This is a genomic window from Nostoc sp. ATCC 53789 (assembly GCF_009873495.1).
Lineage (GTDB): Bacteria > Cyanobacteriota > Cyanobacteriia > Cyanobacteriales > Nostocaceae > Nostoc > Nostoc muscorum_A.
The window spans coordinates 1-24533 of sequence record NZ_CP046707.1; the positions used below are offsets into that span (position 1 = coordinate 1).

Genomic DNA, 24533 nt, shown 5'->3' on the forward strand with positions numbered 1-24533 from the left:
TGTTAATTTAAATTAACAGACAAGTAGAGATATATGTCTGCATTAACTGGTTAGAACATTTGATATCTGCATTGCCTAAATTCTATAACCAGTTCATGTCTGCACCAAGCTGTTAGGCTTAGTCAGCGTCTGAAAGTCTTTCTATGACTATGTTTTAGCGATTGGTTATTTCGTCGCCTTCAGAATATAACAGTATTCTCGCGTAACTGTTAAGTTATCTCCAGGACACCATAACCAGTTAGAACGTCCAGAATATGTTAACAGATTACTCATTCCTAACAGCTTGCGTTCCCTTGGTACGTAAGGAAGCCGCAAGTATCGATTGCTCTGGGATTATGGACTGGCAACTGCGTTGCCGAGCGACGGCGGCTTTGCCGCGTCTCGTGCTATGGGTTGGCGATCGCTTCCATCGGGCGGTTACGCCATCACTATCTCAATCCTTGCGGAAAGCCGATCATCCTGTTATAGTTTTTGCAAGAAAAATATAACAAGTTGCAGATTTATAATAATTTGTTCATTTTCCCCACAGATGCTTAAGTAGGCTATCACCTATAGTAGACGGGCACGCCATCGCTATCTCAATCACTAGTGAAATCGCTTCATCTTGTTATACTTTTAAGAAAAAACAAGATAACAGGTTGTAGACTTATGATGGTTTGTTCATCTCCCTCACAGCCAATACCTGAATCCTCATCCATTGATTTGTTAATGAGAAATTGCTTAATGACCTTGATGATTTCTATGGTTAGTTGAGCTTGTCCCGTGGCGATCGCATCTCGATCGCTTCTTTAACTGTTGACCCTGGCGTTGACCATCCCAAGGACTGCTAGCGATTCTTCCCAGTGAGTAGCCTTGGACTGGCAACTGCGTCGCCTAACGACGGCGGCGTTGCCGCGTCTCCTATCCGCGATTGGCATTGGGCGGCTGTACTAGTTTGGCTATGCTTCCTTTTATACAATTTTTGGTAGTCACCACTGAAAATAGCCGAATTTTGTATCAAGTTCTGATACCGTAGTCACGCTCTCTATATATATAGATATTAATCATCATGACTACCAGACCATGACCACCAAAACCCCATAACCTCCAATCTATTTTTAGAGTAGTGAGCATTGGGCATTGGGCGTTGGGCATTGGGTGATGGGCACGGGGCATCACACCAAATCCTTTCAAATAATTATGCCTTATCATTGTTTTCTGGCATAACTCCGATGAGCGCGTTCTCTATCTCTTCCAAGGCTTTATCGATCGCATCCAATTGCTTGCGATTTTCCCATTCACGATATGCTTCTGTTACCTCTGGATCGGTTCCTAACCCAGTGCTACTGCCTACTCTGCCTATGTGTTGGTGGCAGGTATACTCTGGGTTCTTGCCGCGCTTCACAATCCCTTTTAGCCTAGCTTTTGGGTTCCTCTTGAAAATTGGCTCATTAGCTTGCCATTTTGCGTATACATACCAGTAGATTTCACCATCTTTTTTATATTTTTTGCGTACCTCATACTGATGAATCCAGACCCCAGATTCAGACATTGGTTCATTGACCAGATGCTGCCTGATTTCCTTTAATTGTTGAAGCTTCTCTATGATTTGGTCGATGCGGTCTGTCATGGCAGTTACAAGAGTTATGCCTATTGAAAATTTTAAGACATAACTACTTTAACTGCGAAGCGGTGTCCGCGATGGCTACACCCGCCAAAGGCATCGCCTACCGAGCGCGAGAGCATCTCTAAGACGGCTGGCAATTTCCCCAAGTGCGTAGAACTGGCAGCTACGCTCTATATTGCATCTATCCGGTTAGACATTTTTACTAACTAGTTTTGAGATTGATAACAGGTTGTGAGTATTGGCTAGGAGGTGAACTGCGATCGCGATGCCTTTGGACGCAAGTTACGCAAATACAAGGGTGAAAAAGCGAGGTTAACAACGATAGAAGAGATCGCTGTTAACCTCGCTTTTTGATCAGTCTATACAGTTAGTGCCAGCATATTAGCATTATTGTATTAAACCTACCAATTTCCTAACTGCGCTGCTGACTCAGCGCTTTCCTTATCTGACTATCTTTTCATGTTTCAAGACTTAAGTTATTAAATCTCACCTTATATTTGATATTTGACTGGCAACTGCGTTGCCTACCCGACGGCGGCGTTGCCGCGTCTCCCCACTGGCATAACCGCGCCACCATCTCAATTTTGTACTGCTTTGCCAATGCTGGCTTTTATACAAAATTGGTAGTCACCACTGAGAAGAGCGGCATTTTGTATCAAGTTCTGATACCGTAGTCACGCCCTCTATATAAATAGATATTAATCATCATGACTACCAAATCTATTATGACTACCAGACCATGACTACCAAAACCCAAATCCCCAATCTCAATTCTTGGCTACGGGCAACCACTTCATTTTTGTACTAGCTTGGCAATGCTGGTTTTTATACGGTTTTTGGTAGTCACCACTGAGAATAGCCGTATTTTGTATCAAATTCTGATACCACTAGTCATGCCCTCTATATACATGGCGTAACCGCCCGTTACGAGAGCGATCGCTGCTAACAGTCGCGTGAGTCTTCTCCCTCAATCAACCGTCTATTATCTCTAGTTGGATCTGCGTTGGGTGTTTCTCTATTCCTGGTAACATGGTCATCACTTGCGGCAACATTGCCGAATGTTTTTAGTTTCTCAATTCTGAGAATTGTTAGTGGCGACATCAAAGATTTATGCTACAAATGCAGTGTAAGTGTAGTACTCAAAAACCTCTCCAAGCGAACGGCGGTTTCATGTCACGAGCGCAGCGAGAGATGGCGCAGCCACCCGCAGGGCATGAAACCATAGTGAGTATGGTATCACTTATACAAATGCCCGAAATCCACTTTTGGGGGAGAAATCGCGCTTACTGCCTACTGTCAAAATACGCCCAAAAGCACCTTTAGTGTACATAACGACAGTCGTTTGACAGTCATCGGGTTTTTGGACAATGACTGTCGTTTGACAGTCATTTGGTACAGTAGAGGGATACTAGGGGTAGTTTACGGCGCATTTTGACAGTCATCGAAATTTGGTATCAATCAACACGATGGCTTACACACAATCTTCTTAAATTCGGTAGGAATACAGGACATAGAGCAACCTAATTTAGAAGTGCTTTCGATTAAGCGCAGTCACGACAGTAGCGATGGCCAGTTGCTGCAATTTTTACGAGAGCGAGAGCGTCGAATGTCGGGCAGAGGTTTGACTAAAATTGTTTTGAGTACTTTAAGGATGGATGTGTTGGGGGCCTTTTGTCATAAAGCGCATTGGTGCTGACAGCAACACTCTAAAGACTGCTGTGATTTACTCTGTCTCACAGTTGAAATTACAGATTTACTTGCTCAAGCAATTACTCGATTGAGCAGTTTTTTGAAGTACGTTTGCAACAAGTCTGTATTATTTCTGATCAATAAGCCTGGGGTTTATTGATCAGAATTTGGCTTCTTAATTGTGGTTCTAATTGGGGGACAAGTTCAAAGCAGACTTGTGCCTCACCCCGCAAGTCGTTCGTATGAAGTAATTGCCCTGAATTTATTTCGGCTCAATTTATTCAATTGCCTTGGACATTTCCTCTCTCCACCCCTCTTACCCCCCCCGTAATACGTTTGTGAAAAGAGGGGTGAATTCATCGGTGGCTTTTGTCGTGCTTATGTAGTTATTCAGTAGTCTTTTTTGATGGCTGTTGCTTATGCTTCTGCTTTTCAATTTTGACTCTCAAAAACTTTCCGCCAAATATGGCGTACTGTGCGTCAGAAAAAGATGGATTACAGAGCTTAAAAGCTTTTAAGCGAATTTCCCGATAATTTACCAATTATTGGGAGCAAATGGGAGACTTCTTATAAGTATTGGGAACTGTTCGGATTTATTGGGAATTTTTGAGCTAATGAGAATTTTGTGAGTGGATGATGTTCAAGGGCTAAAAAGGTAAGAAACAAATTAGAGAATTGGGAGATGTTGGATAGATATTGGGAGATGTTGAATGTAGTTGGTGAGGATTGGGAAAATGGATGTTTTTTCGAGATTTTCTATCAGACGCACGAATTTAGTCGAATCAAGAAACTAGTGGCAAAACTGTAATATTTCTTGATAAATGTGTCAATAATCACGGTTTGGGCGGTTAATATTGAGAGTAATTATCAATTAGATAGACAAAAAAAGGGTCAAAAACAGGGGTAATTTTTTTTGTGGATTTTGTTTCTTTAACAAACTTCGGCGGGTCTAAGCCCACGACTACAAAATAAGCCGCAAGCTTGGCATGACAACAGCGCGATCGCATAACCGAACCCCTTCAGACCTTAAAGCCACCGCTCTTGATTTTACTCCCGGCAGTAGTTAGAAGAATGCCTTAGACAATGAATGGCCGCGATGCCTGCGGTTCTTGCTAGCCGAACCACCTTCTTCGACCTATGCTTAATTCCCGAAGCGATCGCCATCGGCTCCTATTCCCCCACTGCTGACTCTCACCCCTCTAGCTCGACCGCATTCGCCATTGGGCATTGGATGTTGAGGAAGAGGCGATGCCCGTAGTCATGCTACGCTCTACTCCCCTGGCGGCCCTATTAGACATTGGAGATTAGGGATTGGGTGAATGGGCGTTGTCATTCCATCTGTGAAACTTGATCTGCTTTTGTCGTTCTTTTGTCGTTCTTTTGTAGTCAATTTTAGCTGATTGCAATCGCGTCAACCATCCCACCTAACACTGCTAAAATAATTTTTTATCCCAAATTTTCATTTTTTCGCTTCAAAAGCCATGCAAAAATGGCTGAAATTGAAGTTACCCAAAATAAGCGTAGTGGGTACGTTTATTTTATTCTCTAATCGAAGAATTGTTGACAGCAAAAAATAGTGATTAAGAGCGCTAAGTTGTGGCTTAGTCTAGGCTTAGTCCAAGCTTAGTTTAGGAAACTTGCTTTCTTGAAAAACTGATTCCCTGTGCTTAGTCTAGGCTTAGTCTAGGCTTAGTCCAAGCTTAGTCTAGGCATAGTCTGAAGCAAATGTAGTTTGGCATACAATTTTGTTATTTAAAATCCACTAATTACATAAACTTAGTGGTGATTATGTAATTAGTTTGTAAGGGGAAAATAACTTTAATTCCTCCCTGACTTAAAGCCTTCACCACTTAGAAATTCTTCATTTATCAGCAAGAGAATTTTATCTGTGTCCTTGCCCTTGTTGGCATAGCTGGCAGGGTTACTGGGGTCTTTCTTGTTCTCCATGCCGAATTTCGCGTTATGGCTGATTATTTCGTCTTTGTGTTGCTCAATCCAATCGCGTATCACCAAGCCATTACAGCCCGATAAATCCCTGAGTGCTTGGTTAGTCACTGCCAAGCGATCGCCCTCCCCAGTTGCCACAGTATCGTTATACAAACAAATTGCCTGATAAGACCTGCGGATTTTTTCTACAGCTGCTAAGGTTGCTTTACTTCCCCAGACCTCAGCATCAGTCTTGGCTTGCCAGTCAATCTCTTCTTTGATGGGTGTTACCTTGGCAGGTGTGGCAGTAGTAGCAGGTGCTATTGCTCCCCCGTGAGTTACCTTGTTCACTACCTCAATAACTTTTTTCTCTAGCCAAGAATCTAACTCAGTGATATTGAGGGTAACTGTTTGGGGAAGATGTGTGGCTGACATTGCAGTTTTCTCCTGTTGTAGTTGTTGGTTAGTTGTTTCTAATTGGTTATTAACTTGTTCTAACTGGTTATTGCTTTGCCGTAACTCTTTAATCTCTGCGAATCGCCAAAACCCGTTAACAGGTTTACTCGATTCAGTTTTGGGGGATAATCAGCTAGTCGGCACGCTCCCGTAATACCCTTGGAACCCAATCAACTAAACCTATTTCCAGAAGTGAAACCCACACCAGCACATAGAGCAGAGGCGCTGGTGATGAGTGCTGATGCCCTGCTGAAGTGGAAAACACAAATTTTGGACTATCAGCAACGAGTGAGGGAAACCAAGCCAGTGCAGCAGGCGACATTATTCGACATTGCACCCAACCACTGCGACCCAGACCGGATTGATCCGTTTACGCTACATTTACAACCAATGGCTTTTTACCGGATGCCAGATGATTTTGGTCAAGCAGCTTTGTATTTTGTGATTGATAGTGCTGCTTCCCTATTACTTTATATTGGCGAAACCTGTCGTAGTAACAAACGCTGGCGTGGGACTCATGGCTGTAAAGATTACATCAGCAGTTACCGAGACTTACATTATCGCTATCAGATAGAGACGGCAGTTAATATTGGTTTTTGGTGGGATGCTCCAGTTGAACGACGCGCACGGCAGGCGCTAGAGTTGAGCCTGATTCAAAAGTGGCGATCGCCGTTCAACAAGGAAAATTGGGAGCGGTGGGGGCAGCCGTTTAAGTAGGGTGTTTCGTGGTGATTAAAATGTCTGATAATTTACCTTTTCAAAATCCTGACCAACTACAGCAATGGCATCAGGGTATAAAAAATGCCAACCGTAATAATATTTTCTGTCATTGTCGTGCTTGCGATTATGAGTGGATGGATTCAGCATTTGATGTTACTTGTATTAAATGCAGTAGCAAAGATGTAGAAAGTATTTCATCTTGGCAGTTTCCTGATGACTAAATCGAAATGCTTATTGAAGAGTGCGATGGCGAAGCGAGTAAAGCGAGTGTGATTGTTGTTTTGGAAATATAAGCAATGCCTAACTGTACTATCCCCTTCAACAGCAGATTTATTAGTTGATTATTAGTGACATTAATAGTTCTTATTCTGATTTACCGAACCGCAAAAATCGAGTAAACCGTAATCTTATTTTAGGTCTACTTTAGTGCGGTAATCATCCTTGTATGAGGTGATGAGAACCGAATTTACAGGAGTTTTAAGCATACTTATTATAAATACATAAGCACAAACCCAAGTGCAAAAACGATTAAACAATAGCTGAATTTTTCCGAGAAAGAGTTATGGCACTAGTTCGTTACAACCCCTGGCAAGACTTGAACGCTTTAGAACGTCACATCAACGGCTTATTTGGAGATACCAGAGTCCCATCTGCACAGTTTGACAGAGATTTTATCAAAGTTCCGGCGGCTGAATTGCAAGAAAATGATGATGCGATCCATCTCAAACTAGAACTGCCAGGATTGGAAGCTAAAGACTTAGATATTCAAGTCACCCAAGACGCTGTTCACATTAGTGGCGAGCGCAAGTCCCAAACTAAAACCGAAAACAATGGCACTACAAGAAGTGAATTCTACTATGGTAAATTCCAACGTGTAATTCCACTATCTGCTAAGGTTCAAAACACCAATGTCACCGCAGATTATAAAGACGGCATTTTGAATTTGACACTGCCAAAAACTGAGCAAGAAAAGAACAAAGTCGTCAAGGTTAATCTTGAACAATCTGCTGCATAGTCTGAAACTTCTCTACCTCCAATGATTGATTGAGATAGCTAAGAGCTTGGTTCTGAGATGACCAAGCTCTTTTGTATGCGATGTCTACGACGGGCTATGCCTACGCTGTTGGTTTTCCTCTAAGAATGGTGTGGGGGCGATGCCTAACGGCGGGCTGCGCCTACGCACTAATCATTGAGCGTCTATCGCCTCAGTAAGTAGTGCGTGAGGTGGAAATCCTTCTCGTAATAGCTGGTGTTCATTCATGAAATCGTTATCTAGGATTCCATAGCATTTAGTCTTTTGGGCTATTTCCCTTACAAAATCATCGGTGAAGACTACTCCAAAATAAGCACTACCTTTAAACCGCTCACCTATCCAAGTTGGATCAATTAATTCTCCATCATTATTGATCAGCCAAGCATGGGATACAGCTATATCAATATCCTCACTAATAGCAAAGCCTTCACAGTAGTTTAGGTTTGGATACCTCAACAATCCTTTTAAGCAGTTTTCAAAGCAAGCTTTAAGTTCACCTTTAAATGGTGATTTGACCTTTGTTACAAAAGGCTGTCCATGTTCTAAAACTAATCGTTGTGTACTTTTGTATTGAAAGTTAGAACGTGTGTTAAGTTGATCAATCAAGTCTGCTTGTTCTTTTAATATCGTCAAAAGACGGTCTAGATTATTCATTATTAAATTCTTTATTTAAGATTCATTTAATTAAAGTTAACTAAATATTAAACCACCAATACTTATGAACTCCTGTCAGTTTTGACCCAGCTACTGCGTGTTCATCAGCCCATGTTAGTGTACTACCATCCCCACACTCGTAACCATCGCCACCAAATTTACCTACCCCCTCTTCTACTACTTGCATCATCACTTTAATAATCATTTTCTCAGTCACAGAAATATTATAATGTTCTAATAGTAGAGCTTTGATATCTTTAGTACAAACATGGTCAAAAAATCTAGGCTTTTCTTGAATAATACTAATAATTAAATTTTTTAAATCTTCTGCTTTCACTGTCTTAAAATCCTTGTTGCTCTAAATTCTTTAGTTTTTCTAACTTTCGATTCAACAGCGCTGCATCAGTTTCTAGTTCACCATCGTCATCAGTTTCGCGTTCCTCATCCAGCCATTCCAACAGTTTGGCTTTTGGACGAAATGACATTATAGGACGCTTCTGATTATAATTTTTTTGAGCTTGGTAAAGTGCATCACGATTGGCTTCATTCCATCGCTGCTGATTAGACTTAGCAGACGACTTGGATTCAGAAAACTCTGGCATAACTTCAATTTTGAGATAGCCTCCTTGACTTTTGAACTGCCATCGGTTGTTGTAATTATCAAAATGTTTTTTTGCACCCCGTTCAGTCTTCCAGCGCTTGCACCAATGTAAATCTGTATTGGTAAAAGCATATTCAGTATCACAGCTAAATGTGTATAGCCAACCTAAAGGCTTATCTTCTTTGGTATAACAGCGATATCCGTAGTACATCAGTCAAAGTTTTTAGTATTATTTAGATGGTAAATAGTTCTTTGTCATTTTCACTGCCAGAGCATTTTTTATCACGAAGGATTACTTTTATAGGAGATTCACTGCCTGCAAAATATTTTTTAGTTTTATCTAACAGTTGTTCTAAATCATTGTCTTCTAAGACTTTTAAAGTTCTGGTTAACTCAGGACGATTTTTGAAAGTTGTTGTTGGTACTTTTAGCATCCAAACATTACTCCGAGCTTTTCTAGAATAGTCGGAGTAAACCAGAATATACCCCCATTCTTCAGCCAATTATAGAATCTTATTTTTAAGCATAAGAAACTTAATTTAGTTAGTTGGCTCATGTTCGCTGACATATTTTGTGATAACTTGCTCAATTTCGGACTCCATCACATCCATGTGACCATCAACATCAGCATACCAGCCGTATTGATTAAGTGCAGCGATCGCAGCTTTGACAGTATCATTCACTGCTTGTTTTCTCCTACCTTCAGGTGATGCTAAATAAGCCTGTCGTTCTGCTTCCTTCTGCCGCTCAAGAGTTTCAATTTTTTCTAAGATTGGTTGTATTTTATCTAGAGTCCAAAGGTAACTAGGTTCTACAGCACCAATTTCTTTGCCATCGGATGTATAGCGCTTTCCATTAGAGAGAGTTACTTGTCCAGTTGGGGAAATGCGTTCAATTACATCTATTTCAGCTTTAGTACCTATACGCACACTGTCATAGTAAAAAATTCCTACTTTATCCCCTGGTTTTAGTTCTAATGTGTTCATCAATTAAAATTGTAAATATTTATTTGAGAAGTTGTAATTATGTCAGATTAACTCATTTTTTTTAACTTCTTCTTCTTCATCTACTACCTCTTCTACACTTTAAACTTTCCAATCAGGTGGTTCTCCAGACAATGCAGATTGTACTGCCTCATCCTTATTTTCAGCAGTCACCTCTATCTCGAAATATTCTTTCCTTGATACTTTTACAACAAAATTTTTCATATAGCAGTCCTTAATTTTAGTGTCAATTAGTAGGATTATTGGTCACGACATCAAACTCAGTTCCAACAGTGCTTCACTTTGGGTTAACAACTTGTCGGTGTAGGGAGATAGCCAACACAAACCCGGAGGTTGACAGTTTTCTTGCTTACGCCATCCGGTATCACGTAATATTTTCTCTTTGCGATCGCAATCCATAACCAAAGCAATAATTTCCTTTGCCTCGGTCAGCGTATCCACACGTTTGATGTTAGTTCTGTGATAACCGTTGTGAAACGGTGTAAGCCCGCTTTTATCTTCAATCAACCATCCTTTACTAGTATTACTCCGTCCGGGTATTCCGTTGGAGTAGTAAGTATTGCGGATATAAAACCTGCCATCAGGAGTAAGATATTCACCTGCTTCGATACGTTGCAGCTCAAGTTTTTTCATCATTGATACAATTTACTTTCTAGTTCCATAAGCTTTTTTAGTTGACGATTTAGAAGTACTCCATTACTTTCTAAATTGCCATTTTTATCTTTCAATCGCTCTTTTTCTAGCCATTCTAGAATTGCAGGTGCAGGACGAAATGACCAAATAGGACGCTTTTTATTGTAGGCTAACTGTGCTTTTTTTATACTTTCTTGATTAGCATCATTCCATTTGTGCTGACTGGTTTTACCATCTTTTAAAATACGACGCTTATTCAAGAGAGGATTAAAATAACTAATCAACTCTTGCTCAATCACATTCAATTGACTGGCATCTATAACTTGTAACCAGGATATTCGGACATTACCTATTTCCTGAAACTGCTGGTATCGGTGATGTACTATCCATCGCTCTTGCAAGTTTATTGAGCAACCAATATAAAGAATGTCATCGCTTGCAGATAAAACAAAATAGATACCTGGGTAATCTGGTAATTTCCGACATTGTTCAAGCGCAATAGAAGGCAAACTTAAAGGATTAATAGTTGATAAGTCAATCATTAAAGTGTACCCCTAAATCACTACCTAAAGCTTTTTCAATTCCTTGCAATGTATCAAATGGCAATTCTTGAACTTTCTCGTTTTCAATCCGATTCCAGTGAGGAACGCTGATTCCAGCTTCAGCCGCTAGTTCCGCAAGAGACTTCTTTGATGCTTGCCTATATTTTTTTATCCGCTTACCTAAATCTGTAAACTCTTTACTGAAAGTGACTCGCATTAAGACATATTCCACCAAAATTACTTTTTAAATAACCAATTTTATTTTTATTATAACTTATTAAGAGTTACTTTATAAGTAATACTTGTAAAGTTATATAAATGTTGCAAAGAAACTCAAAGTGGCAATCATTAACTAACGGTGGTTTTTGGGTTATTTACAGGCTTACAATTCACAAGCTGACAAAATTGTATTCATGGCGATCGCGGTTGAGTTGGTAGACCGAACCGCCTGTTACTTCTTGAATCGTGACTGCACCGATGTAGTGGTGGATGTGCATTGCGGTGTTGATATTGCCCCAGATGGGGCTTGACATCGTTGCATCCTTTTGCAGGTATGCACCGTTATCATTTTTGATTACATAGGGGTAAGCCGTGTACATAACTTTTGTATCAACTCTCCCTTTCTTGGAATAATACTGTTTTTGTTGGGTAGGATAATGCGTATTTATCGCCGTAGGCATCGCAGCCCTTTAATTAAGGCGTTCTGCAATAATTTCTATGATTTTTGCTATTTCTTCGGGGCTGGCATCCTCTGAAGGCATAATAGTTATCAAAGATAGAGAACGGTGATTAAGCACTTTCTTGGCATGATATGGAAGAGTAGCATAAGTGCATCCATTTAGTTCTGTCTTAACTTCTAATCCGCTCAAAACTAATTGATTAGTGTAAAAATCGACAATTGCTTTTAACCTCTGTTTGCCATCAATAACTTCGTGTGTATGATCTGACCTTTCATAGAGAACAATTGGCATTACAGGGAAATTAATAATAAAAGATTCCATTAGCTTGGATTTTTTTACATTATTCCAATTCCCAACAGATTGACTCTCATTATCAATCACCATGTAATTAGGATTAGACCTAATTTTTTCAACTAAGGCTGGTAGTTTTATTCTGTCAATTTCTTGAATTAATCTGTCTTGAGCAGATTCATATTTGGCATTAATTTCATCGTCTGTCATCATGATGATTCTTTTCCACCCATTACTAAAACTGGCTCAATCCAAACTAGTTTTCTTTGCTGTCTGCCTTCTCCGTAAGGCTGATTGCGTAAGAATCCTCTGCGCCAATGAACGCTCTTAGTACCATGTGTACCGCTACTACCTTCACTGCTTTGCGTCCCTTCACGTTTGAATCGATATCCAAGTCCTAGCCAAAGTGGTTGATAAAAATCTTGCGCTTGCGCTTTGCCAAAACCCCTATTCACCCTAACTAGTTCGCTTGTTGTATCTACAAGTTCAGGGCGGCACTCCATAATCAAAATCAATCGTAGTAAAATTGAGTGCAAATATTCATTAAATTCTACAACTACCTGCGGACTAAAATCTGTAACATCAGTATATCTGAACTTTTTTAGATTATCACTAACTTTGAATCTGCGGCAGAAAACACTATCTCCATCGATTGCAGCCCAATAAAGCAAGTCATCAGATGTATCATAATGCCAAAAAATTGCATCAATACTACGTTTTTCTGGGGAAAAAACTATACCCTTGGGCAGCATAAAAAATCCTGTTTTCATTGCCCATTGCAAATTTTCAACTTCAACATCTAAATTTGATTGCATCAATGCGCTCAACAAATCATTATTTACCCAGTAAGCAGGGCATTTGGCTTGCCCTACTTTCAAAAGTGTGTAAAGGCTAATATACCTTGAATCCTTGGGGTTGCTTCTGAGTGATGAAAGCAATAATTTTTCGGTAGCAGAAAAATACGCATCAGCAACAATACCGCACATTTTCTCATAGCTTTCGTAACCGTCTACATGAACAACGGGACGAATAACAATTTCATTAAACCAACCTCTAGGTTTTTTGCTCATGCAGCACGCCTCGAAAACTCTTCACGATGCCATTGTAGAGAATCCTGTCTAGGATAATACTGCTCCTTGGTGGGTAAGATAATGCGATCGCCCCTAAATTCCCGCATTGGTCTAGCGTTGGGCGAGTCTTCCCGCAAGTTGTCAGCAACAATAATGGTGTAATCGTCGTTGATGGTGAACCAAAAGCGGTCAAATGCCCAGTGATGATTTTTGCACAGTGACAACCCGTTATCAATGCGGTCGTCGTAGAACTGGGAGAATGGTTTGATGTGTGACCCGTCCACAATGTTTTGACCAAGTGAATCGAGTATCTGTAACCCGCAAAACGCGCAGCGTTGGTTGTAAGTTGAGACAACGATTTTACGAAAAGCCCCATCTCGCACAATTACAGCTTGTTCATCTTCTAATTCCTCTGGTTGGTAGACCTTACCGCCAGAGCGTTGCAACTGGTCTTGTAGTTCAGCAAAGGCGTTTACTTGTAGTAGTGGCTCTATATCCTGTGTACGCTCGTTAAACCAGGAGTTAATCAAAACATGAGTCAGTACAGTCCTGTCTTGGGGATTTTGCAGCAGTGACCAGAGTTCATCATCGAGGTAGGCGTACTCAACTGCCTGCCGAATAGCCCCAGGAGTAACAATTTTTGCTTTAGATGTAACCGTTAATTCAAATCCGAGATTGGGTTGGAAATGCCAAAAGCCATCGCTTCTAAGGTAAAAAAACGGTTGCCCAATATTTGGTTTGCGTACTGGCTCTAGTTGACTCCAAAGTTTAAGAAATGTGGCGATGAGTTCAGCCGATAAAGGAATTTGGTTTCGCCTAATCTCCCCCTGGCTGATCATCTCGATAATTGATAGCAGCAAAATAGGTTTATTCGGTGCAACTCCACTAGAACGGGATACCCTGAGATTGGCAAACTTATTGACGTAGTAGGCGAGATTTTTCGTCATTATTCACATAACTGTATAGGTCGTTTGCCATCTGCCATAAATTCTTACTGATTTACTCAACTAGAGCTAGAGCAATTTTATTGTTTAAAATAACCGCTTTAGCAGTAGTTATTGGTGTATAAGGCATTACATCTTTGCAATAAAACAGTGGGTGGTCGGGATGCAAGTTATATGTCACTCGCTGGTAGCCTAATCCTATGAGCGATCGCACTGCCTCATCACTCAGCTGCTCCCACCCTAACGACTGCAAAATACCCACAACATAGGCGTGGACATTTTTACGACCTTGAGCGATCGCACGTTCTCGTCCCTTGCGCTCAACCTCAAACACCGCATCGGTTAGTTGACACACCCCAGCATGAGTTAGCAGCGACCCGCTTTTTCCTCCTGACTTGAGTGAAAAGACGTGGTAATGCAGGTTGAAGTAAACCCCTACACGCTGACCGTAATATACGGCTGGGTGAATTGTGCTGAATGGATACCGATGAGTCATGATTAGCGTGCAGCTACAACCCGCATATTCTACAGCAAATATTAGCTGACTAATACTGTTAACCGTAATGCAACCGAGGTGTATTTAGTTACTCATAAGCTAGGCTGTTCCCGAAAGTAATGAGTATCTAAAAATACAATGAGCGAGTCAAAGTTTTTGGCGATTGACCCGAAGTTAGAGGATTACTGGCGGGCAATTATATTGTTTGGTAAAAACGTTGCGTGTTATAAATTTGCGTTGGCAAAGTCATTGTTGGAATTAGCACCGCAGGGTAAAAGTACTATCACCTTGGAAGAGTTAGCAGAACCGTATTCACGTTATGTAGTTGAACACATACAGAAGTGTGATACGCAACATCAAAAAACTGACCGCCCGTATCCTTTTATTGAGGCGTGCCGACAGTTTAAGGCGGGTGCGATCGCAAAAGACGAATTGCTTGAGATAACGAGGAACAAAGGATTTGATGTGGTGTTGGGTGCGTTCCACAATGTTGGATCTGGACAAGTACCCGTAAGCTTTTACCACAAGCCCAGGAATCGCAAAGAGATTATTGTTAAGGATGAATTATTTAAGTTATTAGAAACTGAGCAATTTCATAACTTATTGCCGGAAGTAGATGCAAGGTGGCAACTTGTAGAAACTGCTTGGGATTTAGATATTTCACGCAATCTCCTAACTGTAAACTACGACTCAGCCCAACAGTTGCTATTTACATTTGGCGAAGGCAAGCGGCGGGTAGATATTACCTCATGCCGGGATGCCCTCAACGGCTATCAAAAAGGTAAGTGCTTTTACTCATTTGCAGATATTTCGATTGAGGCAGGTTCTAAAAACCTAACCGATGTAGACCATTTCTTTCCTCACTCTTTGAACGAATTTATACCAAATATCGATGGTGTATGGAATTTGGTGCTGTCATCTACAGAATGTAACCGAGGCGAAGGGGGAAAATTTGATAGGCTCCCTGACACCAAATATTTAGAACGCCTGCACAATCGCAACGAATTTTTGATTACCAGCAACCATCCTCTACGCGAAACACTTATTCAACAAACGGGCAACACGGAAGAAAAACGGCACTATTTTTTGCAGTCCATATACAATACAGCACAAAGATTTACAGGAACTGGAAGTAATGATGGCTGGAAATCAAAGTTTGAATATCCAGTAACGTTCTAAAATAGCAGGTGCAACGTCTGGTTTCCAAAAAAAAATATGCGCGAATATCGCTGCACCCGTAATGCCCTTTATGCTCATGACTGCACTGGGCGTAATGACATTAGAGAACGCCAGGGGCATTACATCTGGGCAATCAACGAAGAAGCTGCATGGCAAGAAATGGCACGGCGGTATCCAGAGGAAACCACAGAAGGGTTTACTGTTCAGGAGTGGGAAAGTTTTGACGTTAAGGTGGTGGAAGTGAGGCGGGATGACGAAGGAAACATTATTGAGTAACTTGAGCGATCGCCCTCCGCTTTTAATGGAAGCATTGGCTGAGGTTAGGGCTAGCAGCTTGTGCAATATGTTCAATTATGCCTGCGTTATCATCACCCTTCAAGACCTTGGTTTTGAATTACAAGCAGATTGGTTAGAGGAACATCTTGATAGTTATAACGAGATTTTAATACATGAATTTTCTCAGTGGTTGCAAGCTAATCCTCGCCCCTTTAAAGAATCTGTAGCTCAACGGGTGGCTAGAGAGACTGGGTTGGAACTAATTGAGGAGTAATAAAGTGACACAAAGGGAAATAATTAAACAACTCCTTAACCCCTATGATTCTTCTCAAACTGAATGTGATGGCATGACCCGCATCTGTCACACTATACTAACTAATCATAGCATTGAGCATCAACCGATGTTTGGGGTTTTGACTCAACATCATCAACACATTGAGCCGCATTTCTGGATTGATTTACCAAGTGGAGAACGCATCGATTATCGAGCTAATATGTGGCTTAAAGGAGATGGTATTCCTCACGGAATCTTTCATCCTCAAGACTTTCCAGATGTCACCTACACTGGTGAACCTATAGAGTTAGATGTGTTGTCACCAACACTATTTGAAATACTGACTCTTGAGTTTGATTGGAAAAAATTTCAGCAATATGAAACACCTGATGCTTAATTTTGCCCAGGTTCTACCGTTATGATATATTGCCCATACGCACAGCCATTTTCCCATTCCCTAGCATCAACTATATAATAAGTGTTATCAAGCTTGAAGACTGCCATTCTTTTATTTCTTCTGGTCGCTACTTGGATTGCAACATTAACAAGTTCTTTAAAATTTTCAGATGCCATCTATAATTACAATTCAATCTTGATAAACTGCTAGGATTTTTGATTAATTATCAAAAATGTAAATAACAAAACATATTTAAGATTTTGTCATCTACAGGTGATTTGCTCAACAACAATATTCTTACAAAAACGCTTGAGATAAACAAATTATAATAAAATTGAATAAAATCTATATTTTAACTATAATGATTAGCTCATTACGGCTGCTAAATTTTAAAGCATTTGAGAATCAATTAGTTGAATTCAAATCGCTTACCTTACTCTCTGGTTATAATAGCACTGGTAAATCCTCTGTATTGCAAGCACTATCGCTGCTGCATCAATCTTACCAGCAAAATTTACTACAAAACACTGGCTTATTGCTCAATGGGAACTTGGGAAATATTGGCACAGCTAAGGATGCTTTATATGAAAATGCAAAAGAAGACTATGTTGGATTTGAGCTTATTTTTAAAAATGAAACTAAAGGAATATGGCACTTTAACTACAACTCATTAGAGAGAGAAGCTGATGTTTTAGAGATTGGATTCAAATCTGTTGATGCCGATGTTTATCATTCAAGCATTTTCAGTAAAGAATTTCATCACCTTCAATCAGAACGTGCAACAACTGCATCAGGAATCTTAAATTACCAAAGGCGAGAACTTAGACAAATTGGGGCGCTTGGCGAATATGTAGCACATTTTATTTATACCTACGGTAATCAACCAATCCCTATTGCTCAACTCGCTCACCCGCAAGCAAAATCAACAAATTTGCTAGACCAAGTTGAAGCATGGATGGGAGAAATAAGTTCTGGTCTACGCATCCAAGTTGACGCACATCTAGATATGGATTTGGTTAACTTGAAATTTAGTGACCCTATTGGATACGGCATTACCTACGTTTTACCAATTATCGTGGCAATCCTAGCATCCAGTCCGGGTGCATTAATTCTGATTGAACACCCAGAAACTGGACTCCACCCCCAAGCACAAACAAAGCTGGGTAAGCTGTTAGCGCTGGCTGCTAACTGTGGCGTTCAAGTGGTGGTAGAAACTCATAGCGACCAGATTTTAAACGGCATTCGTCTTGCTGTGCATGGTGGTAACATTGAGTCAGAAGATGTGCAATTGCATTACTTTCAACGTCAAGAAAACCAAGGTCAAGCTTTTATTAAAGTTGTGTCGCCACGCATTAATAAAGACGGCAGAATTGACCGATGGCCTGATGGGTTCTTCGATGAATGGGAAAACAGTTTAACAGTTTTATTAGAACCTGCAAAAATATAACTTTATGAACGATATTACACAAACACAAACAATTTTGCTTAGACAAGAAGCTAAAGCAAATTTAGATAATTTAGTTAACAATTTACAAACAATACAATCTTTATTACAAGAAGGTCAAAACCTAAGAATAGAAAATATCATTAAAGAATCAATATATCTTATTGAAAAGATTATGCCAAATCTAGCATTTGATGATGCTTTGAAATTGACTTATTTAGTTAGATTCTTAGTGAATTGTCTATTGAATTTAGAAACAATCAGTAGTGATACAGATAAAATCAATCAGACTATTCAAGAAATTACTATTTGGCATGATACTGTTATCACAATATTCCAATCCAACTAATATATTTAAGAAATAGAGATGCATATTAACGCCTAATATCAATAAAGACGTAAATGTGTGTAGCGATACCTGCGCTCGTCCGCAGTTATACTATGTCATTTACGACACTTCTAACTCACGTAGCAGCGCCTCATTTATCCTTTGTGCCTCTTCCCCACTAGTTTCTACCACATCAAAGGCTTCTTTGACTGCTGCTTGCACTCTAGGCGGCAGCGCTTCAAATTTATCGTTGTTGAGTATAACAATGCGACAACCGGGGTAAGGGGCAAAATCACCGAAAGGTTCCATCCCTGATGTCATGAGCAATTTGCTAAGTTCTACAATAGAATGGCGAGGCTTCTGGTTGTCCTCAGTGCTGTTAATTTCGGATGCAAAGTAACCACACAGCCAACTGAGGCTATCAATGTCTTTTTTTAAAGCTGCAACCGTACCATCTAAGACTTGCTTGTTGAGCTTAACAGGCAGATTGTCAAAAATTTGGTCTAAGGCTTCTGGCTGTCGCTTGTAGCAACAACGCACCGCAGATTCAACAAGTTTATCGATTTTAGTGGGTTGGGGTTGCCCAAATCCTTTGCCAGACATGGTAGTTGGTATATTTGATACTAATTAGTATATTTGATACAGGGATTTTAGCAGGATTTGGGGTTGTGAGGTGGCGATGTTTACTTTAAGGGCTGCGCCTACACTCTTTGGGCTTTCCTCTAAGAAAAAGTTGAAGTTACACCGCTATGTTCAAAGCTTCTGGCAATTTGGCATCACAACTCTCTAAATTGCCGTTTAAATGAGATATCGATAGAACAGAACAGTCACAAATCGCCAGTTGTTGACCCAACGCTGTAGAACTCAGCAGCCAACCCACAGCGCTCGGTCATCGCTTCACTACAACTGGTTAGTAATGTACTAAAAAACACATAGTAAAGATGGTATGGCGTACCCACCAACAGCCTGCGACCACTTGCAGTTTCCTCTAAGAACCTGTTAAATAATTCGTCTGCCAGTCGCTTTTGAGAATCCCGTAGTCCACAATATCTACGTATTCGTTCCATCTAAATTTGTGTTGACGGCGACAACCCTCGTAAACCATACCAATTTTTTGCATAACTTGTCCTGATGCGGGGTTATGAGAAAAGTGTCGGGCATGAATGCGGTGGAGCCCCAATACCTCAAAGCCATATCGCAATATTTCTTTTGCCGCTTCTGTACAGTAGCCTTGCCCCCAATAGGGTTTTCCTATCCAATAGCCCAACTCGGCATGGTTATGTTCAAGGTTGATTTGCAAGCTGATCGCACCACACAACACACCAATATCACGCAGCACAATCGCTAAGTTCACAGATTTTCCCTCTTTGAAGGCTTTTTGATGGGTTTTAATCCACTCTTGGGCCATACCGTCTTGGTAAGGATGGGGAATAGTTAAGGTCATAGCGGCAATTTCTTTTACACCAGCCAAGCATTGTACTTCAGGTGCATCTGCAAGGGTGAAGGCTCTCATGACAAGTCTTTGTGTCTGGAGAGTTGGCTGCTCGGCTGTGTAAATGCTGGTGTTCATAGACCTAAAAAACGTATATTTCTGATTTCGCTTATTTGGGGTTGGGGCCTTTGGCACGGTGATACCCAATTGCTTAATTTCCTTGCTTGAATGAAGGATAAACACAATCAAATTACTGCTACTTTACCTAATACTGTCTCCAAACGGCTGGTGAATTGTGAGGAGCGATCGCAAGTCATAATCAACTGCTCAATCGCCCGTGTCATCGCCACATACAATAGTCGAGCTTCTTCTTCTGGTGTACCGTGTCCGTACTGGTCAGGTATATAACCAATACCAGGAATAAGCACCACTGGGAACTCTAACCCTTTAGATGAGTACATGGTTATGAGTTTGATGCTTTGTTCGGCTGGGTGATAGTTGCGGCTGTCACTATTGGCATTTACCCACTCTATTGGGATTTGGGCTTGTTGGAAACTGTTGTAAATGTTTTCGCCCATAAAGTTGGAGCGATAGATAATTGCTATTTCGTTCCAGGGGATATCTCGCTCGTGTAATTGTTGCACTCGCCCTGCTAGGTAATCTACCTCGTGTTTAAAACTGGGTAAACGGATCAGGTCTGGTTTGGGGCCTTGTCGTCCTGCACTAGTCGGTTCTACCAATACCACTTGGTCATCATCCCCGGTGGTAGGAGTCATCACTTCTTTAGCAAATTCATACGCCACCCCCAATACTTGAGCCGTGTTGCGGTAGTTGAGTTTAAAAATAGTTGTGCGTCCCTGTGCCTGAATACCCACGCTCTTAAAGCTAAATTTCTTAGTGCGTTGTTCACCGTAAAGGTTTTGGGCATCGTCGTAGAGGATAAGCAAAGAATTGGTTTCGGGATTGACCATCTGGGCAATTAATTTGAGCCACTCTGGTTTAAAGTCGTGGCCCTCGTCGAGCATTACAGCGCCATAAGTGCCAGCCGGTATCAATTTAGCATCAACGGCAGTAATTACTCTTTGAACTAGTTCTTCTATATAAGCTTCACCTTGATAATCTCTAGAGTCGGGTCTAGGAATGTTGTATTTTTTTAGTAAATCCATACACCAGCCATGAAAATGTCGTACTTTAATGCGACTGATTTTGTGCGGGTCTTCTTGAACCACCTGCCGGAGTTTGGCAGCAAGAGAGACGTTGAAGCATAGCACCAAAATTGCTTTATTACTGACTTGAGCAAGGTGCTGGCAACGGTAGGCTAAAATCATGGTTTTGCCGGAACCAGCCACACCATGAATTACCCGATGTCCATCACCTAAACTTCGTGCCAGTTGCTCTTGCTGCAAGTCCATAATTTTGAGAATGTCGGGGATTTGCAACTGCGGCGATTCTTCAGTGGCCGCGGTGTCAAACTCAATCTTGGAAGTAATCCGTAATTCTGGGAAGATATGCCAACGGATTCTATCTATTTGGCTGCTGGTGAGTGTCTTGCCAAATTGATATGCCGATAAATCCCAAATTCGCTGCTGAAATTCGCCTGCATCTGTGCTTGGGAGCATTTCATCTTTGCAGATCACTAAATGTTTCTCAAATACTGCTGTTAGTTCACTTTCATTGAATGCTTTGCGGGTGATGTTGGTGAACACGACCCCATAACCATAGGGAATGACCAGTTTACCTTGATAATTACCTTCCTGCTGCACCAGGGCGGGGTCTTTTTCTAGCATCTTGTTGACTGCTAGGGCATAATCTCTTGCTTGTTGTAGTGGGTGTTGGACTTCCTTGACCCCATTCTCAGTAATTATTGTGACTGTGGAGGGATTGATACTCTTAATAGTGTCGAGTTTCCAGTCTTTCACCTCCAGAATAAATAAGCCCCGGCTGGGATGCAGCACGATAAAGTCTGGGTGCAATTGCTTTTTACCTACTGGCACGTCATACCACAGCAGATAATCATTCTCTAATTTTTCCTCTAAGCGCTGCGCTAACCTCCTCTCGCCAGAGGTCATCCGCATTGAGCAGCTATTAAATGAGGGAATTAGAGTAGCCATAAATGGTAGATGTTTATATGGTTTTTTAAGGGGTGCGTAGCTTGCCGCCGTAGGCATCGCTCCTACTGTTAGTCTTCCCTTAAAAATGGGTGCGATCGCCCCATCCCACCCTACAGTTGCTCCATCTTAATCCCCGCCACTTCCAACATCACCGTAGTAATCGGCACAAGCCGCCCCACAGTGGTGTAATAGCTATTCCCTACGGGTGTTGTAGTCGAACGCTCCCGAAACCGCCGCATGGTAATCAAAAACCACTCCCGCGTCTTGGGCATCGGTAGCCTATACAACTGGCGAGTATTGACAAAGTAGTAAAATAGCCAATCTGCTTCAGTGTACATAAAGCAGCCGGGGGTTCCACGTTCTAAATTGCTGTGAGTTTCAAAGAAGAGGTTACGAGTTTTATTCCACCTATCGCCCTTAATCTCAATCAAAATTTCGCTATTCTGAGTTGTCCAGATGAGGTCAACATCTCTGCGCTGGTAATCTGGGTTATCCTCAACGTTAACAACACTAATAGTTTCTGGTTTGGAGTAAAGCCAAGCCTCGATGTCAGCAGCAGCCAGCTTTGCCACTTCTTGAGCTTCGTGCATGGTGTAGGTCATGGCTGTATCTCCAGAGCAAGGCATACTAGTTTATTATTTCACTTTCATTGCCAGAGCGATCGCCCTCTCTTTGAGCGAATATCCTAGCTAAAAGCATTCTTAGAGGAAAACTTAAAGAGTCAGTGACCAAACAAGGTAGATATGCTCCCGACGCATAGCGGCTTTTCGTCAAACATCGCCTGGTGATAGGTGGGTCGCTTCACTCTACACTTTCTTGATGCATAACCAAGCAATATAAATTATACAGATATCTCGTAAGCGTTCAGATTTATTCTTCAGACATTGCTAGGTAAAACTAATAGTATTCAAACACTTTTATAATTGCACTCAAGAATGCTAAACATTTTGAAGTTCCAAAGAATGATATATGCTGCGAAGATGCTTTAAAGCTCTTTCTTTGCGTTTACGCAATGTTGCTTCATTCTGAACTTCCTTCCCTTGTAAAATTAAATGCAATTTAATTTCCTTCCATGATAAATCTTTGATCATCTTCAATCTCAAAATTTCTTTTTCTTCTGGCTCTAACTTTTCAAAGGCTAGGTTTACTCTTTTGAATAATTCCTCTTCAATTTCTTCAGAAACGGTAAGCCTGCAATTAACATGAAATTCAATCATGCTTTCATCAAGTTGTGAAAATCTGTTACGTTCTCGGCTCTGTTCCCTAATGATGTTATAAGCTGTTGCTCGAACCCAAGCAAGCGGTTTATCAATGTGTTCACCTTTTGCCATAAGTTTGATTCCACGCATATATGCCTCATTTAGTACCCAGGTAGGACTATAAGAATTACTGAGATTGAATTGGGCAAGGCTGCGCTTAATGAAAGCTAACATCGAGTGGGCAGAAGAACTCCCAGAATCAAGCAAGACCTGAAATTCTGTGTCAAATGCCTTACGACCACAAGATAGCATCCGATTGCCTCCAGTTAACTAAGTAGGAAGTGTTACGGCTTCTTATTCGGTTGAAAAATGGATTAACTTTACTTGTTAGTGACAAAAATGATTTTTTTGTGACTTGTTAATAAAATTTTTCTAAATTTTCGCCATTAGCGGTCACAAAAGTAAAAAATTTTCACTATTCATTATGTAAGGTCACAAAACTAAAACATTCTCACTGTATAATAGGAGGTTAACCAAGCCAAATATGTTCACAAACTGGAAATTAAAAGGATACTGCGTATCTCTAACGAATTCTACAACTAGATGGATATGTAAGTCCGAACAGAATTTGGTGATAAGGAGCTAGTACCAATGGTCAATTTTTCTTTCTCAAAGGAAATTAAAAATCCAGAGTTACCATTAACTCATGAGCAGAAGAACATTATCCGAGAGTATTGTTCTTTAGCAAGTCTAAGTAGTTTATCAGAATCAGAAGCACAACGGATAGCAGATATCCTAGAAATCGCTCAAATAGACCAAATACTTGATTTTTGGATGACAGAAGCCGACTATGTTATTGGTCATAATTTAAACCTAATTCATGAAAATGAACAGAAGAATTTCCAAGCTAGATTAAGAGAATATCTAGTAACTGATTGTGGGGGTTTGAAGCAAATTACTTTTCGGCATACCAAGTAAATTTGTCTGATAAACTAAGAACATAGTCACAAGACTATGTTCTTAGTTTTATAATCAGAGTTTCATCCCACCTAGATTATGCTGATTGAAAACTTAGACTACAAAACAACTACCACGCAAAGTATAGCTACTAGTGTTAAACAGTAAGAGGCAAACATTAAATAGGCAACAACCGCCGCCATTCCCTCAGTTTTTTGCTCTTTAATACTGCCGAGCTTGGATGCAAATGAATTAAATAATCGAAGCATATTTATCGCTCCAGAATTATGTTTACCTTCAATAATTAGTGATAGCTGCTATTAATATGTGACTGGTTTTAATACTGCTAATCACTGCTCTCCGTCTTGGTATAAAAAAAATCACGGTGCGATGACGTAACCGACCGCCGTAATCATAATTCTTCCAGTAGATGAGATAAATCATTAAAAATGCATATACTGCAATTATCAAGCAATGAATTTATTAGCTCCTAGTTTTAGACCAACTAGGAGCTTTTTTATTAATTATCTATCTCAGTTAGGGGGTATATCACCAGAAGTAACAGCATTCATCCTCAAGGCTATTAATAAT

Annotated in this window: 37 protein-coding genes; 13 read left to right on the top strand and 24 right to left on the bottom strand. The window is 40.6% G+C overall.

Annotated features, from left to right (window positions below; translation table 11 throughout):
• Positions 1-254 precede the first annotated feature (254 nt).
• Positions 255-488, top strand: a complete 234-nt coding sequence (locus GJB62_RS34255) for a hypothetical protein (RefSeq protein ID WP_147262466.1) — start codon at positions 255-257, stop codon at positions 486-488.
• 232 nt (positions 489-720) lie between these two features.
• Here GJB62_RS34255 and GJB62_RS34260 read toward each other — a convergent pair whose 3' ends face one another.
• The 3 genes from GJB62_RS34260 to GJB62_RS34270 all read right to left on the bottom strand — a co-directional run bounded on the left by GJB62_RS34260 (position 721) and on the right by GJB62_RS34270 (position 1609).
• On the bottom strand, positions 721-864 hold the full coding sequence (locus tag GJB62_RS34260) for a hypothetical protein (protein WP_159402680.1): 144 nt from the start codon (positions 862-864) through the stop codon (positions 721-723).
• A gap of 132 nt (positions 865-996) precedes the next feature.
• Positions 997-1191 (bottom strand): hypothetical protein, encoded by a 195-nt coding sequence (locus GJB62_RS34265; RefSeq protein WP_114081116.1) that lies wholly within the window; start codon positions 1189-1191, stop codon positions 997-999.
• Positions 1178-1609, bottom strand: a complete 432-nt coding sequence (locus tag GJB62_RS34270; RefSeq protein ID WP_114081115.1) for a hypothetical protein — start codon at positions 1607-1609, stop codon at positions 1178-1180. The genes GJB62_RS34265 and GJB62_RS34270 overlap by 14 nt, the downstream gene beginning before the upstream one ends.
• Positions 1610-2103: 494 nt before the next feature.
• On the opposite strand from GJB62_RS34270, the gene GJB62_RS34275 reads away from it, so the two are divergent.
• Both GJB62_RS34275 and GJB62_RS34285 read left to right on the top strand, forming a co-directional pair.
• The gene (locus GJB62_RS34275; RefSeq protein ID WP_159402682.1) at positions 2104-2280 is read left to right on the top strand and encodes a hypothetical protein; all 177 of its coding nucleotides are present in this window, start codon (positions 2104-2106) and stop codon (positions 2278-2280) included.
• A 2111-nt stretch (positions 2281-4391) separates the two neighbouring features.
• Positions 4392-4553, top strand: coding sequence for a hypothetical protein (locus GJB62_RS34285; RefSeq protein WP_159402684.1), 162 nt, complete (start codon positions 4392-4394; stop codon positions 4551-4553).
• 560 nt (positions 4554-5113) lie between these two features.
• On the opposite strand, the gene GJB62_RS34290 is transcribed toward GJB62_RS34285, so the two are convergent.
• Positions 5114-5656, bottom strand: coding sequence for a hypothetical protein (locus tag GJB62_RS34290; RefSeq protein WP_114084204.1), 543 nt, complete (start codon positions 5654-5656; stop codon positions 5114-5116).
• A 252-nt stretch (positions 5657-5908) separates the two neighbouring features.
• On the opposite strand from GJB62_RS34290, the gene GJB62_RS34295 reads away from it, so the two are divergent.
• The 3 genes from GJB62_RS34295 (at position 5909) to GJB62_RS34305 (ending at position 7412) form a co-directional block, all read left to right on the top strand.
• Entirely contained in the window at positions 5909-6394 is a 486-nt protein-coding gene (locus tag GJB62_RS34295; protein WP_114084209.1) for a GIY-YIG nuclease family protein, read from the top strand.
• A gap of 20 nt (positions 6395-6414) precedes the next feature.
• Positions 6415-6618 (top strand): hypothetical protein, encoded by a 204-nt coding sequence (locus GJB62_RS34300; protein ID WP_114084203.1) that lies wholly within the window; start codon positions 6415-6417, stop codon positions 6616-6618.
• A gap of 341 nt (positions 6619-6959) precedes the next feature.
• A complete protein-coding gene (locus GJB62_RS34305; RefSeq protein WP_114084202.1) occupies positions 6960-7412 on the top strand; it encodes an Hsp20/alpha crystallin family protein in 453 nt (150 codons plus the stop codon).
• Positions 7413-7583: 171 nt separating this feature from the next.
• Here the strand turns inward: GJB62_RS34305 and GJB62_RS34310 are convergent, their stop codons facing one another.
• The 14 genes from GJB62_RS34310 to GJB62_RS34370 all read right to left on the bottom strand — a co-directional run bounded on the left by GJB62_RS34310 (position 7584) and on the right by GJB62_RS34370 (position 14345).
• Entirely contained in the window at positions 7584-8084 is a 501-nt protein-coding gene (locus GJB62_RS34310) for a hypothetical protein (RefSeq protein ID WP_228039008.1), read from the bottom strand.
• A gap of 40 nt (positions 8085-8124) precedes the next feature.
• Entirely contained in the window at positions 8125-8421 is a 297-nt protein-coding gene (locus GJB62_RS34315; protein ID WP_114084200.1) for a hypothetical protein, read from the bottom strand.
• Between the two features lie 4 nt (positions 8422-8425).
• The gene (locus tag GJB62_RS34320; protein WP_114084199.1) at positions 8426-8896 is read right to left on the bottom strand and encodes a hypothetical protein; all 471 of its coding nucleotides are present in this window, start codon (positions 8894-8896) and stop codon (positions 8426-8428) included.
• A 22-nt stretch (positions 8897-8918) separates the two neighbouring features.
• Positions 8919-9188 carry a hypothetical protein gene (locus GJB62_RS34325; protein ID WP_181852905.1) on the bottom strand — a complete coding sequence of 90 codons (270 nt, stop codon included), beginning with the start codon at positions 9186-9188 and terminating at the stop codon, positions 8919-8921.
• Between the two features lie 36 nt (positions 9189-9224).
• Entirely contained in the window at positions 9225-9671 is a 447-nt protein-coding gene (locus GJB62_RS34330; RefSeq protein WP_114084197.1) for a hypothetical protein, read from the bottom strand.
• A gap of 99 nt (positions 9672-9770) precedes the next feature.
• Positions 9771-9893: a hypothetical protein gene (locus tag GJB62_RS38140; protein ID WP_258551467.1), complete on the bottom strand. Its 123-nt coding sequence runs from the start codon at positions 9891-9893 to the stop codon at positions 9771-9773.
• Between the two features lie 42 nt (positions 9894-9935).
• On the bottom strand, positions 9936-10325 hold the full coding sequence (locus GJB62_RS34335) for a hypothetical protein (RefSeq protein ID WP_147262554.1): 390 nt from the start codon (positions 10323-10325) through the stop codon (positions 9936-9938).
• Positions 10322-10864, bottom strand: coding sequence for a GIY-YIG nuclease family protein (locus GJB62_RS34340; RefSeq protein WP_114084195.1), 543 nt, complete (start codon positions 10862-10864; stop codon positions 10322-10324). The genes GJB62_RS34335 and GJB62_RS34340 overlap by 4 nt, the downstream gene beginning before the upstream one ends.
• Complete coding sequence (locus GJB62_RS34345) at positions 10857-11081, bottom strand: helix-turn-helix transcriptional regulator (protein ID WP_245246327.1); 225 nt, start codon at positions 11079-11081, stop codon at positions 10857-10859. The genes GJB62_RS34340 and GJB62_RS34345 overlap by 8 nt, the downstream gene beginning before the upstream one ends.
• A 172-nt stretch (positions 11082-11253) precedes the next feature.
• The gene (locus tag GJB62_RS34350) at positions 11254-11544 is read right to left on the bottom strand and encodes a hypothetical protein (RefSeq protein WP_114084193.1); all 291 of its coding nucleotides are present in this window, start codon (positions 11542-11544) and stop codon (positions 11254-11256) included.
• Between the two features lie 9 nt (positions 11545-11553).
• Positions 11554-12048 carry a DUF262 domain-containing protein gene (locus tag GJB62_RS34355; RefSeq protein WP_114084192.1) on the bottom strand — a complete coding sequence of 165 codons (495 nt, stop codon included), beginning with the start codon at positions 12046-12048 and terminating at the stop codon, positions 11554-11556.
• Positions 12045-12905, bottom strand: coding sequence for a hypothetical protein (locus tag GJB62_RS34360; RefSeq protein ID WP_114084191.1), 861 nt, complete (start codon positions 12903-12905; stop codon positions 12045-12047). Before GJB62_RS34360 ends, GJB62_RS34355 begins: the two co-directional genes overlap by 4 nt.
• Entirely contained in the window at positions 12902-13852 is a 951-nt protein-coding gene (locus GJB62_RS34365; RefSeq protein ID WP_114084190.1) for an HNH endonuclease, read from the bottom strand. Before GJB62_RS34365 ends, GJB62_RS34360 begins: the two co-directional genes overlap by 4 nt.
• A 52-nt stretch (positions 13853-13904) precedes the next feature.
• Positions 13905-14345 (bottom strand): hypothetical protein, encoded by a 441-nt coding sequence (locus GJB62_RS34370; protein WP_114084189.1) that lies wholly within the window; start codon positions 14343-14345, stop codon positions 13905-13907.
• Positions 14346-14483: 138 nt separating this feature from the next.
• Here GJB62_RS34370 and GJB62_RS34375 point away from each other — a divergent pair, with 138 nt between their 5' ends.
• The 4 genes from GJB62_RS34375 to GJB62_RS34390 are packed head-to-tail and all read left to right on the top strand — an operon-like array spanning position 14484 to position 16471.
• The gene (locus GJB62_RS34375) at positions 14484-15524 is read left to right on the top strand and encodes an HNH endonuclease domain-containing protein (protein ID WP_114084188.1); all 1041 of its coding nucleotides are present in this window, start codon (positions 14484-14486) and stop codon (positions 15522-15524) included.
• Between the two features lie 36 nt (positions 15525-15560).
• Positions 15561-15800 carry a hypothetical protein gene (locus tag GJB62_RS34380; protein WP_114084187.1) on the top strand — a complete coding sequence of 80 codons (240 nt, stop codon included), beginning with the start codon at positions 15561-15563 and terminating at the stop codon, positions 15798-15800.
• Positions 15775-16074, top strand: coding sequence for a hypothetical protein (locus GJB62_RS34385; protein WP_114084186.1), 300 nt, complete (start codon positions 15775-15777; stop codon positions 16072-16074). Before GJB62_RS34380 ends, GJB62_RS34385 begins: the two co-directional genes overlap by 26 nt.
• Positions 16075-16078: 4 nt before the next feature.
• On the top strand, positions 16079-16471 hold the full coding sequence (locus GJB62_RS34390) for a hypothetical protein (RefSeq protein WP_167756045.1): 393 nt from the start codon (positions 16079-16081) through the stop codon (positions 16469-16471).
• On the opposite strand, the gene GJB62_RS34395 is transcribed toward GJB62_RS34390, so the two are convergent.
• Complete coding sequence (locus tag GJB62_RS34395) at positions 16468-16647, bottom strand: hypothetical protein (RefSeq protein ID WP_114084184.1); 180 nt, start codon at positions 16645-16647, stop codon at positions 16468-16470. The genes GJB62_RS34390 and GJB62_RS34395 overlap by 4 nt on opposite strands.
• 185 nt (positions 16648-16832) lie before the next feature.
• Between GJB62_RS34395 and GJB62_RS34400 the strand changes: the two genes are divergently transcribed.
• A complete protein-coding gene (locus GJB62_RS34400) occupies positions 16833-17918 on the top strand; it encodes a DUF3696 domain-containing protein (protein WP_114084183.1) in 1086 nt (361 codons plus the stop codon).
• Positions 17919-17922: 4 nt separating this feature from the next.
• Positions 17923-18264, top strand: coding sequence for a hypothetical protein (locus tag GJB62_RS34405; RefSeq protein WP_114084182.1), 342 nt, complete (start codon positions 17923-17925; stop codon positions 18262-18264).
• 99 nt (positions 18265-18363) lie between these two features.
• Here the strand turns inward: GJB62_RS34405 and GJB62_RS34410 are convergent, their stop codons facing one another.
• From GJB62_RS34410 to GJB62_RS34430, 5 genes are all read right to left on the bottom strand, one after another.
• The gene (locus GJB62_RS34410) at positions 18364-18846 is read right to left on the bottom strand and encodes a hypothetical protein (protein WP_114084181.1); all 483 of its coding nucleotides are present in this window, start codon (positions 18844-18846) and stop codon (positions 18364-18366) included.
• A gap of 385 nt (positions 18847-19231) precedes the next feature.
• Complete coding sequence (locus GJB62_RS34415; RefSeq protein WP_114084180.1) at positions 19232-19813, bottom strand: GNAT family N-acetyltransferase; 582 nt, start codon at positions 19811-19813, stop codon at positions 19232-19234.
• Between the two features lie 107 nt (positions 19814-19920).
• On the bottom strand, positions 19921-21843 hold the full coding sequence (locus tag GJB62_RS34420) for a 3'-5' exonuclease (RefSeq protein ID WP_258551466.1): 1923 nt from the start codon (positions 21841-21843) through the stop codon (positions 19921-19923).
• Positions 21844-21896: 53 nt separating this feature from the next.
• The gene (locus GJB62_RS34425) at positions 21897-22388 is read right to left on the bottom strand and encodes a hypothetical protein (RefSeq protein ID WP_114084179.1); all 492 of its coding nucleotides are present in this window, start codon (positions 22386-22388) and stop codon (positions 21897-21899) included.
• A gap of 336 nt (positions 22389-22724) precedes the next feature.
• Positions 22725-23297: a sigma-70 family RNA polymerase sigma factor gene (locus GJB62_RS34430; RefSeq protein ID WP_114084178.1), complete on the bottom strand. Its 573-nt coding sequence runs from the start codon at positions 23295-23297 to the stop codon at positions 22725-22727.
• A gap of 339 nt (positions 23298-23636) precedes the next feature.
• Between GJB62_RS34430 and GJB62_RS34435 the strand changes: the two genes are divergently transcribed.
• Positions 23637-23963 carry a hypothetical protein gene (locus GJB62_RS34435; protein WP_114084177.1) on the top strand — a complete coding sequence of 109 codons (327 nt, stop codon included), beginning with the start codon at positions 23637-23639 and terminating at the stop codon, positions 23961-23963.
• Positions 23964-24533: the final 570 nt, after the last annotated feature.

Coding starts and splice junctions, on each gene's coding strand:
- GJB62_RS34255 (WP_147262466.1), top strand. CDS start 255: ATGTTAACAGATTACTCATTCCTAACAGCTTGCGTTCCCTTGGTACGT.
- GJB62_RS34265 (WP_114081116.1), bottom strand. CDS start 1,191: ATGATAAGGCATAATTATTTGAAAGGATTTGGTGTGATGCCCCGTGCC.
- GJB62_RS34270 (WP_114081115.1), bottom strand. CDS start 1,609: ATGACAGACCGCATCGACCAAATCATAGAGAAGCTTCAACAATTAAAG.
- GJB62_RS34285 (WP_159402684.1), top strand. CDS start 4,392: ATGCCTGCGGTTCTTGCTAGCCGAACCACCTTCTTCGACCTATGCTTA.
- GJB62_RS34290 (WP_114084204.1), bottom strand. CDS start 5,656: ATGTCAGCCACACATCTTCCCCAAACAGTTACCCTCAATATCACTGAG.
- GJB62_RS34295 (WP_114084209.1), top strand. CDS start 5,909: ATGAGTGCTGATGCCCTGCTGAAGTGGAAAACACAAATTTTGGACTAT.
- GJB62_RS34300 (WP_114084203.1), top strand. CDS start 6,415: ATGTCTGATAATTTACCTTTTCAAAATCCTGACCAACTACAGCAATGG.
- GJB62_RS34305 (WP_114084202.1), top strand. CDS start 6,960: ATGGCACTAGTTCGTTACAACCCCTGGCAAGACTTGAACGCTTTAGAA.
- GJB62_RS34310 (WP_228039008.1), bottom strand. CDS start 8,084: ATGAATAATCTAGACCGTCTTTTGACGATATTAAAAGAACAAGCAGAC.
- GJB62_RS34320 (WP_114084199.1), bottom strand. CDS start 8,896: ATGTACTACGGATATCGCTGTTATACCAAAGAAGATAAGCCTTTAGGT.
- GJB62_RS34330 (WP_114084197.1), bottom strand. CDS start 9,671: ATGAACACATTAGAACTAAAACCAGGGGATAAAGTAGGAATTTTTTAC.
- GJB62_RS38140 (WP_258551467.1), bottom strand. CDS start 9,893: ATGAAAAATTTTGTTGTAAAAGTATCAAGGAAAGAATATTTCGAGATA.
- GJB62_RS34335 (WP_147262554.1), bottom strand. CDS start 10,325: ATGATGAAAAAACTTGAGCTGCAACGTATCGAAGCAGGTGAATATCTT.
- GJB62_RS34340 (WP_114084195.1), bottom strand. CDS start 10,864: ATGATTGACTTATCAACTATTAATCCTTTAAGTTTGCCTTCTATTGCG.
- GJB62_RS34345 (WP_245246327.1), bottom strand. CDS start 11,081: ATGCGAGTCACTTTCAGTAAAGAGTTTACAGATTTAGGTAAGCGGATA.
- GJB62_RS34350 (WP_114084193.1), bottom strand. CDS start 11,544: ATGCCTACGGCGATAAATACGCATTATCCTACCCAACAAAAACAGTAT.
- GJB62_RS34355 (WP_114084192.1), bottom strand. CDS start 12,048: ATGATGACAGACGATGAAATTAATGCCAAATATGAATCTGCTCAAGAC.
- GJB62_RS34360 (WP_114084191.1), bottom strand. CDS start 12,905: ATGAGCAAAAAACCTAGAGGTTGGTTTAATGAAATTGTTATTCGTCCC.
- GJB62_RS34365 (WP_114084190.1), bottom strand. CDS start 13,852: ATGACGAAAAATCTCGCCTACTACGTCAATAAGTTTGCCAATCTCAGG.
- GJB62_RS34370 (WP_114084189.1), bottom strand. CDS start 14,345: ATGACTCATCGGTATCCATTCAGCACAATTCACCCAGCCGTATATTAC.
- GJB62_RS34375 (WP_114084188.1), top strand. CDS start 14,484: ATGAGCGAGTCAAAGTTTTTGGCGATTGACCCGAAGTTAGAGGATTAC.
- GJB62_RS34380 (WP_114084187.1), top strand. CDS start 15,561: ATGCGCGAATATCGCTGCACCCGTAATGCCCTTTATGCTCATGACTGC.
- GJB62_RS34385 (WP_114084186.1), top strand. CDS start 15,775: ATGACGAAGGAAACATTATTGAGTAACTTGAGCGATCGCCCTCCGCTT.
- GJB62_RS34395 (WP_114084184.1), bottom strand. CDS start 16,647: ATGGCATCTGAAAATTTTAAAGAACTTGTTAATGTTGCAATCCAAGTA.
- GJB62_RS34400 (WP_114084183.1), top strand. CDS start 16,833: ATGATTAGCTCATTACGGCTGCTAAATTTTAAAGCATTTGAGAATCAA.
- GJB62_RS34405 (WP_114084182.1), top strand. CDS start 17,923: ATGAACGATATTACACAAACACAAACAATTTTGCTTAGACAAGAAGCT.
- GJB62_RS34410 (WP_114084181.1), bottom strand. CDS start 18,846: ATGTCTGGCAAAGGATTTGGGCAACCCCAACCCACTAAAATCGATAAA.
- GJB62_RS34415 (WP_114084180.1), bottom strand. CDS start 19,813: ATGAACACCAGCATTTACACAGCCGAGCAGCCAACTCTCCAGACACAA.
- GJB62_RS34420 (WP_258551466.1), bottom strand. CDS start 21,843: ATGCCTACGGCGGCAAGCTACGCACCCCTTAAAAAACCATATAAACAT.
- GJB62_RS34425 (WP_114084179.1), bottom strand. CDS start 22,388: ATGACCTACACCATGCACGAAGCTCAAGAAGTGGCAAAGCTGGCTGCT.
- GJB62_RS34430 (WP_114084178.1), bottom strand. CDS start 23,297: ATGCTATCTTGTGGTCGTAAGGCATTTGACACAGAATTTCAGGTCTTG.
- GJB62_RS34435 (WP_114084177.1), top strand. CDS start 23,637: ATGGTCAATTTTTCTTTCTCAAAGGAAATTAAAAATCCAGAGTTACCA.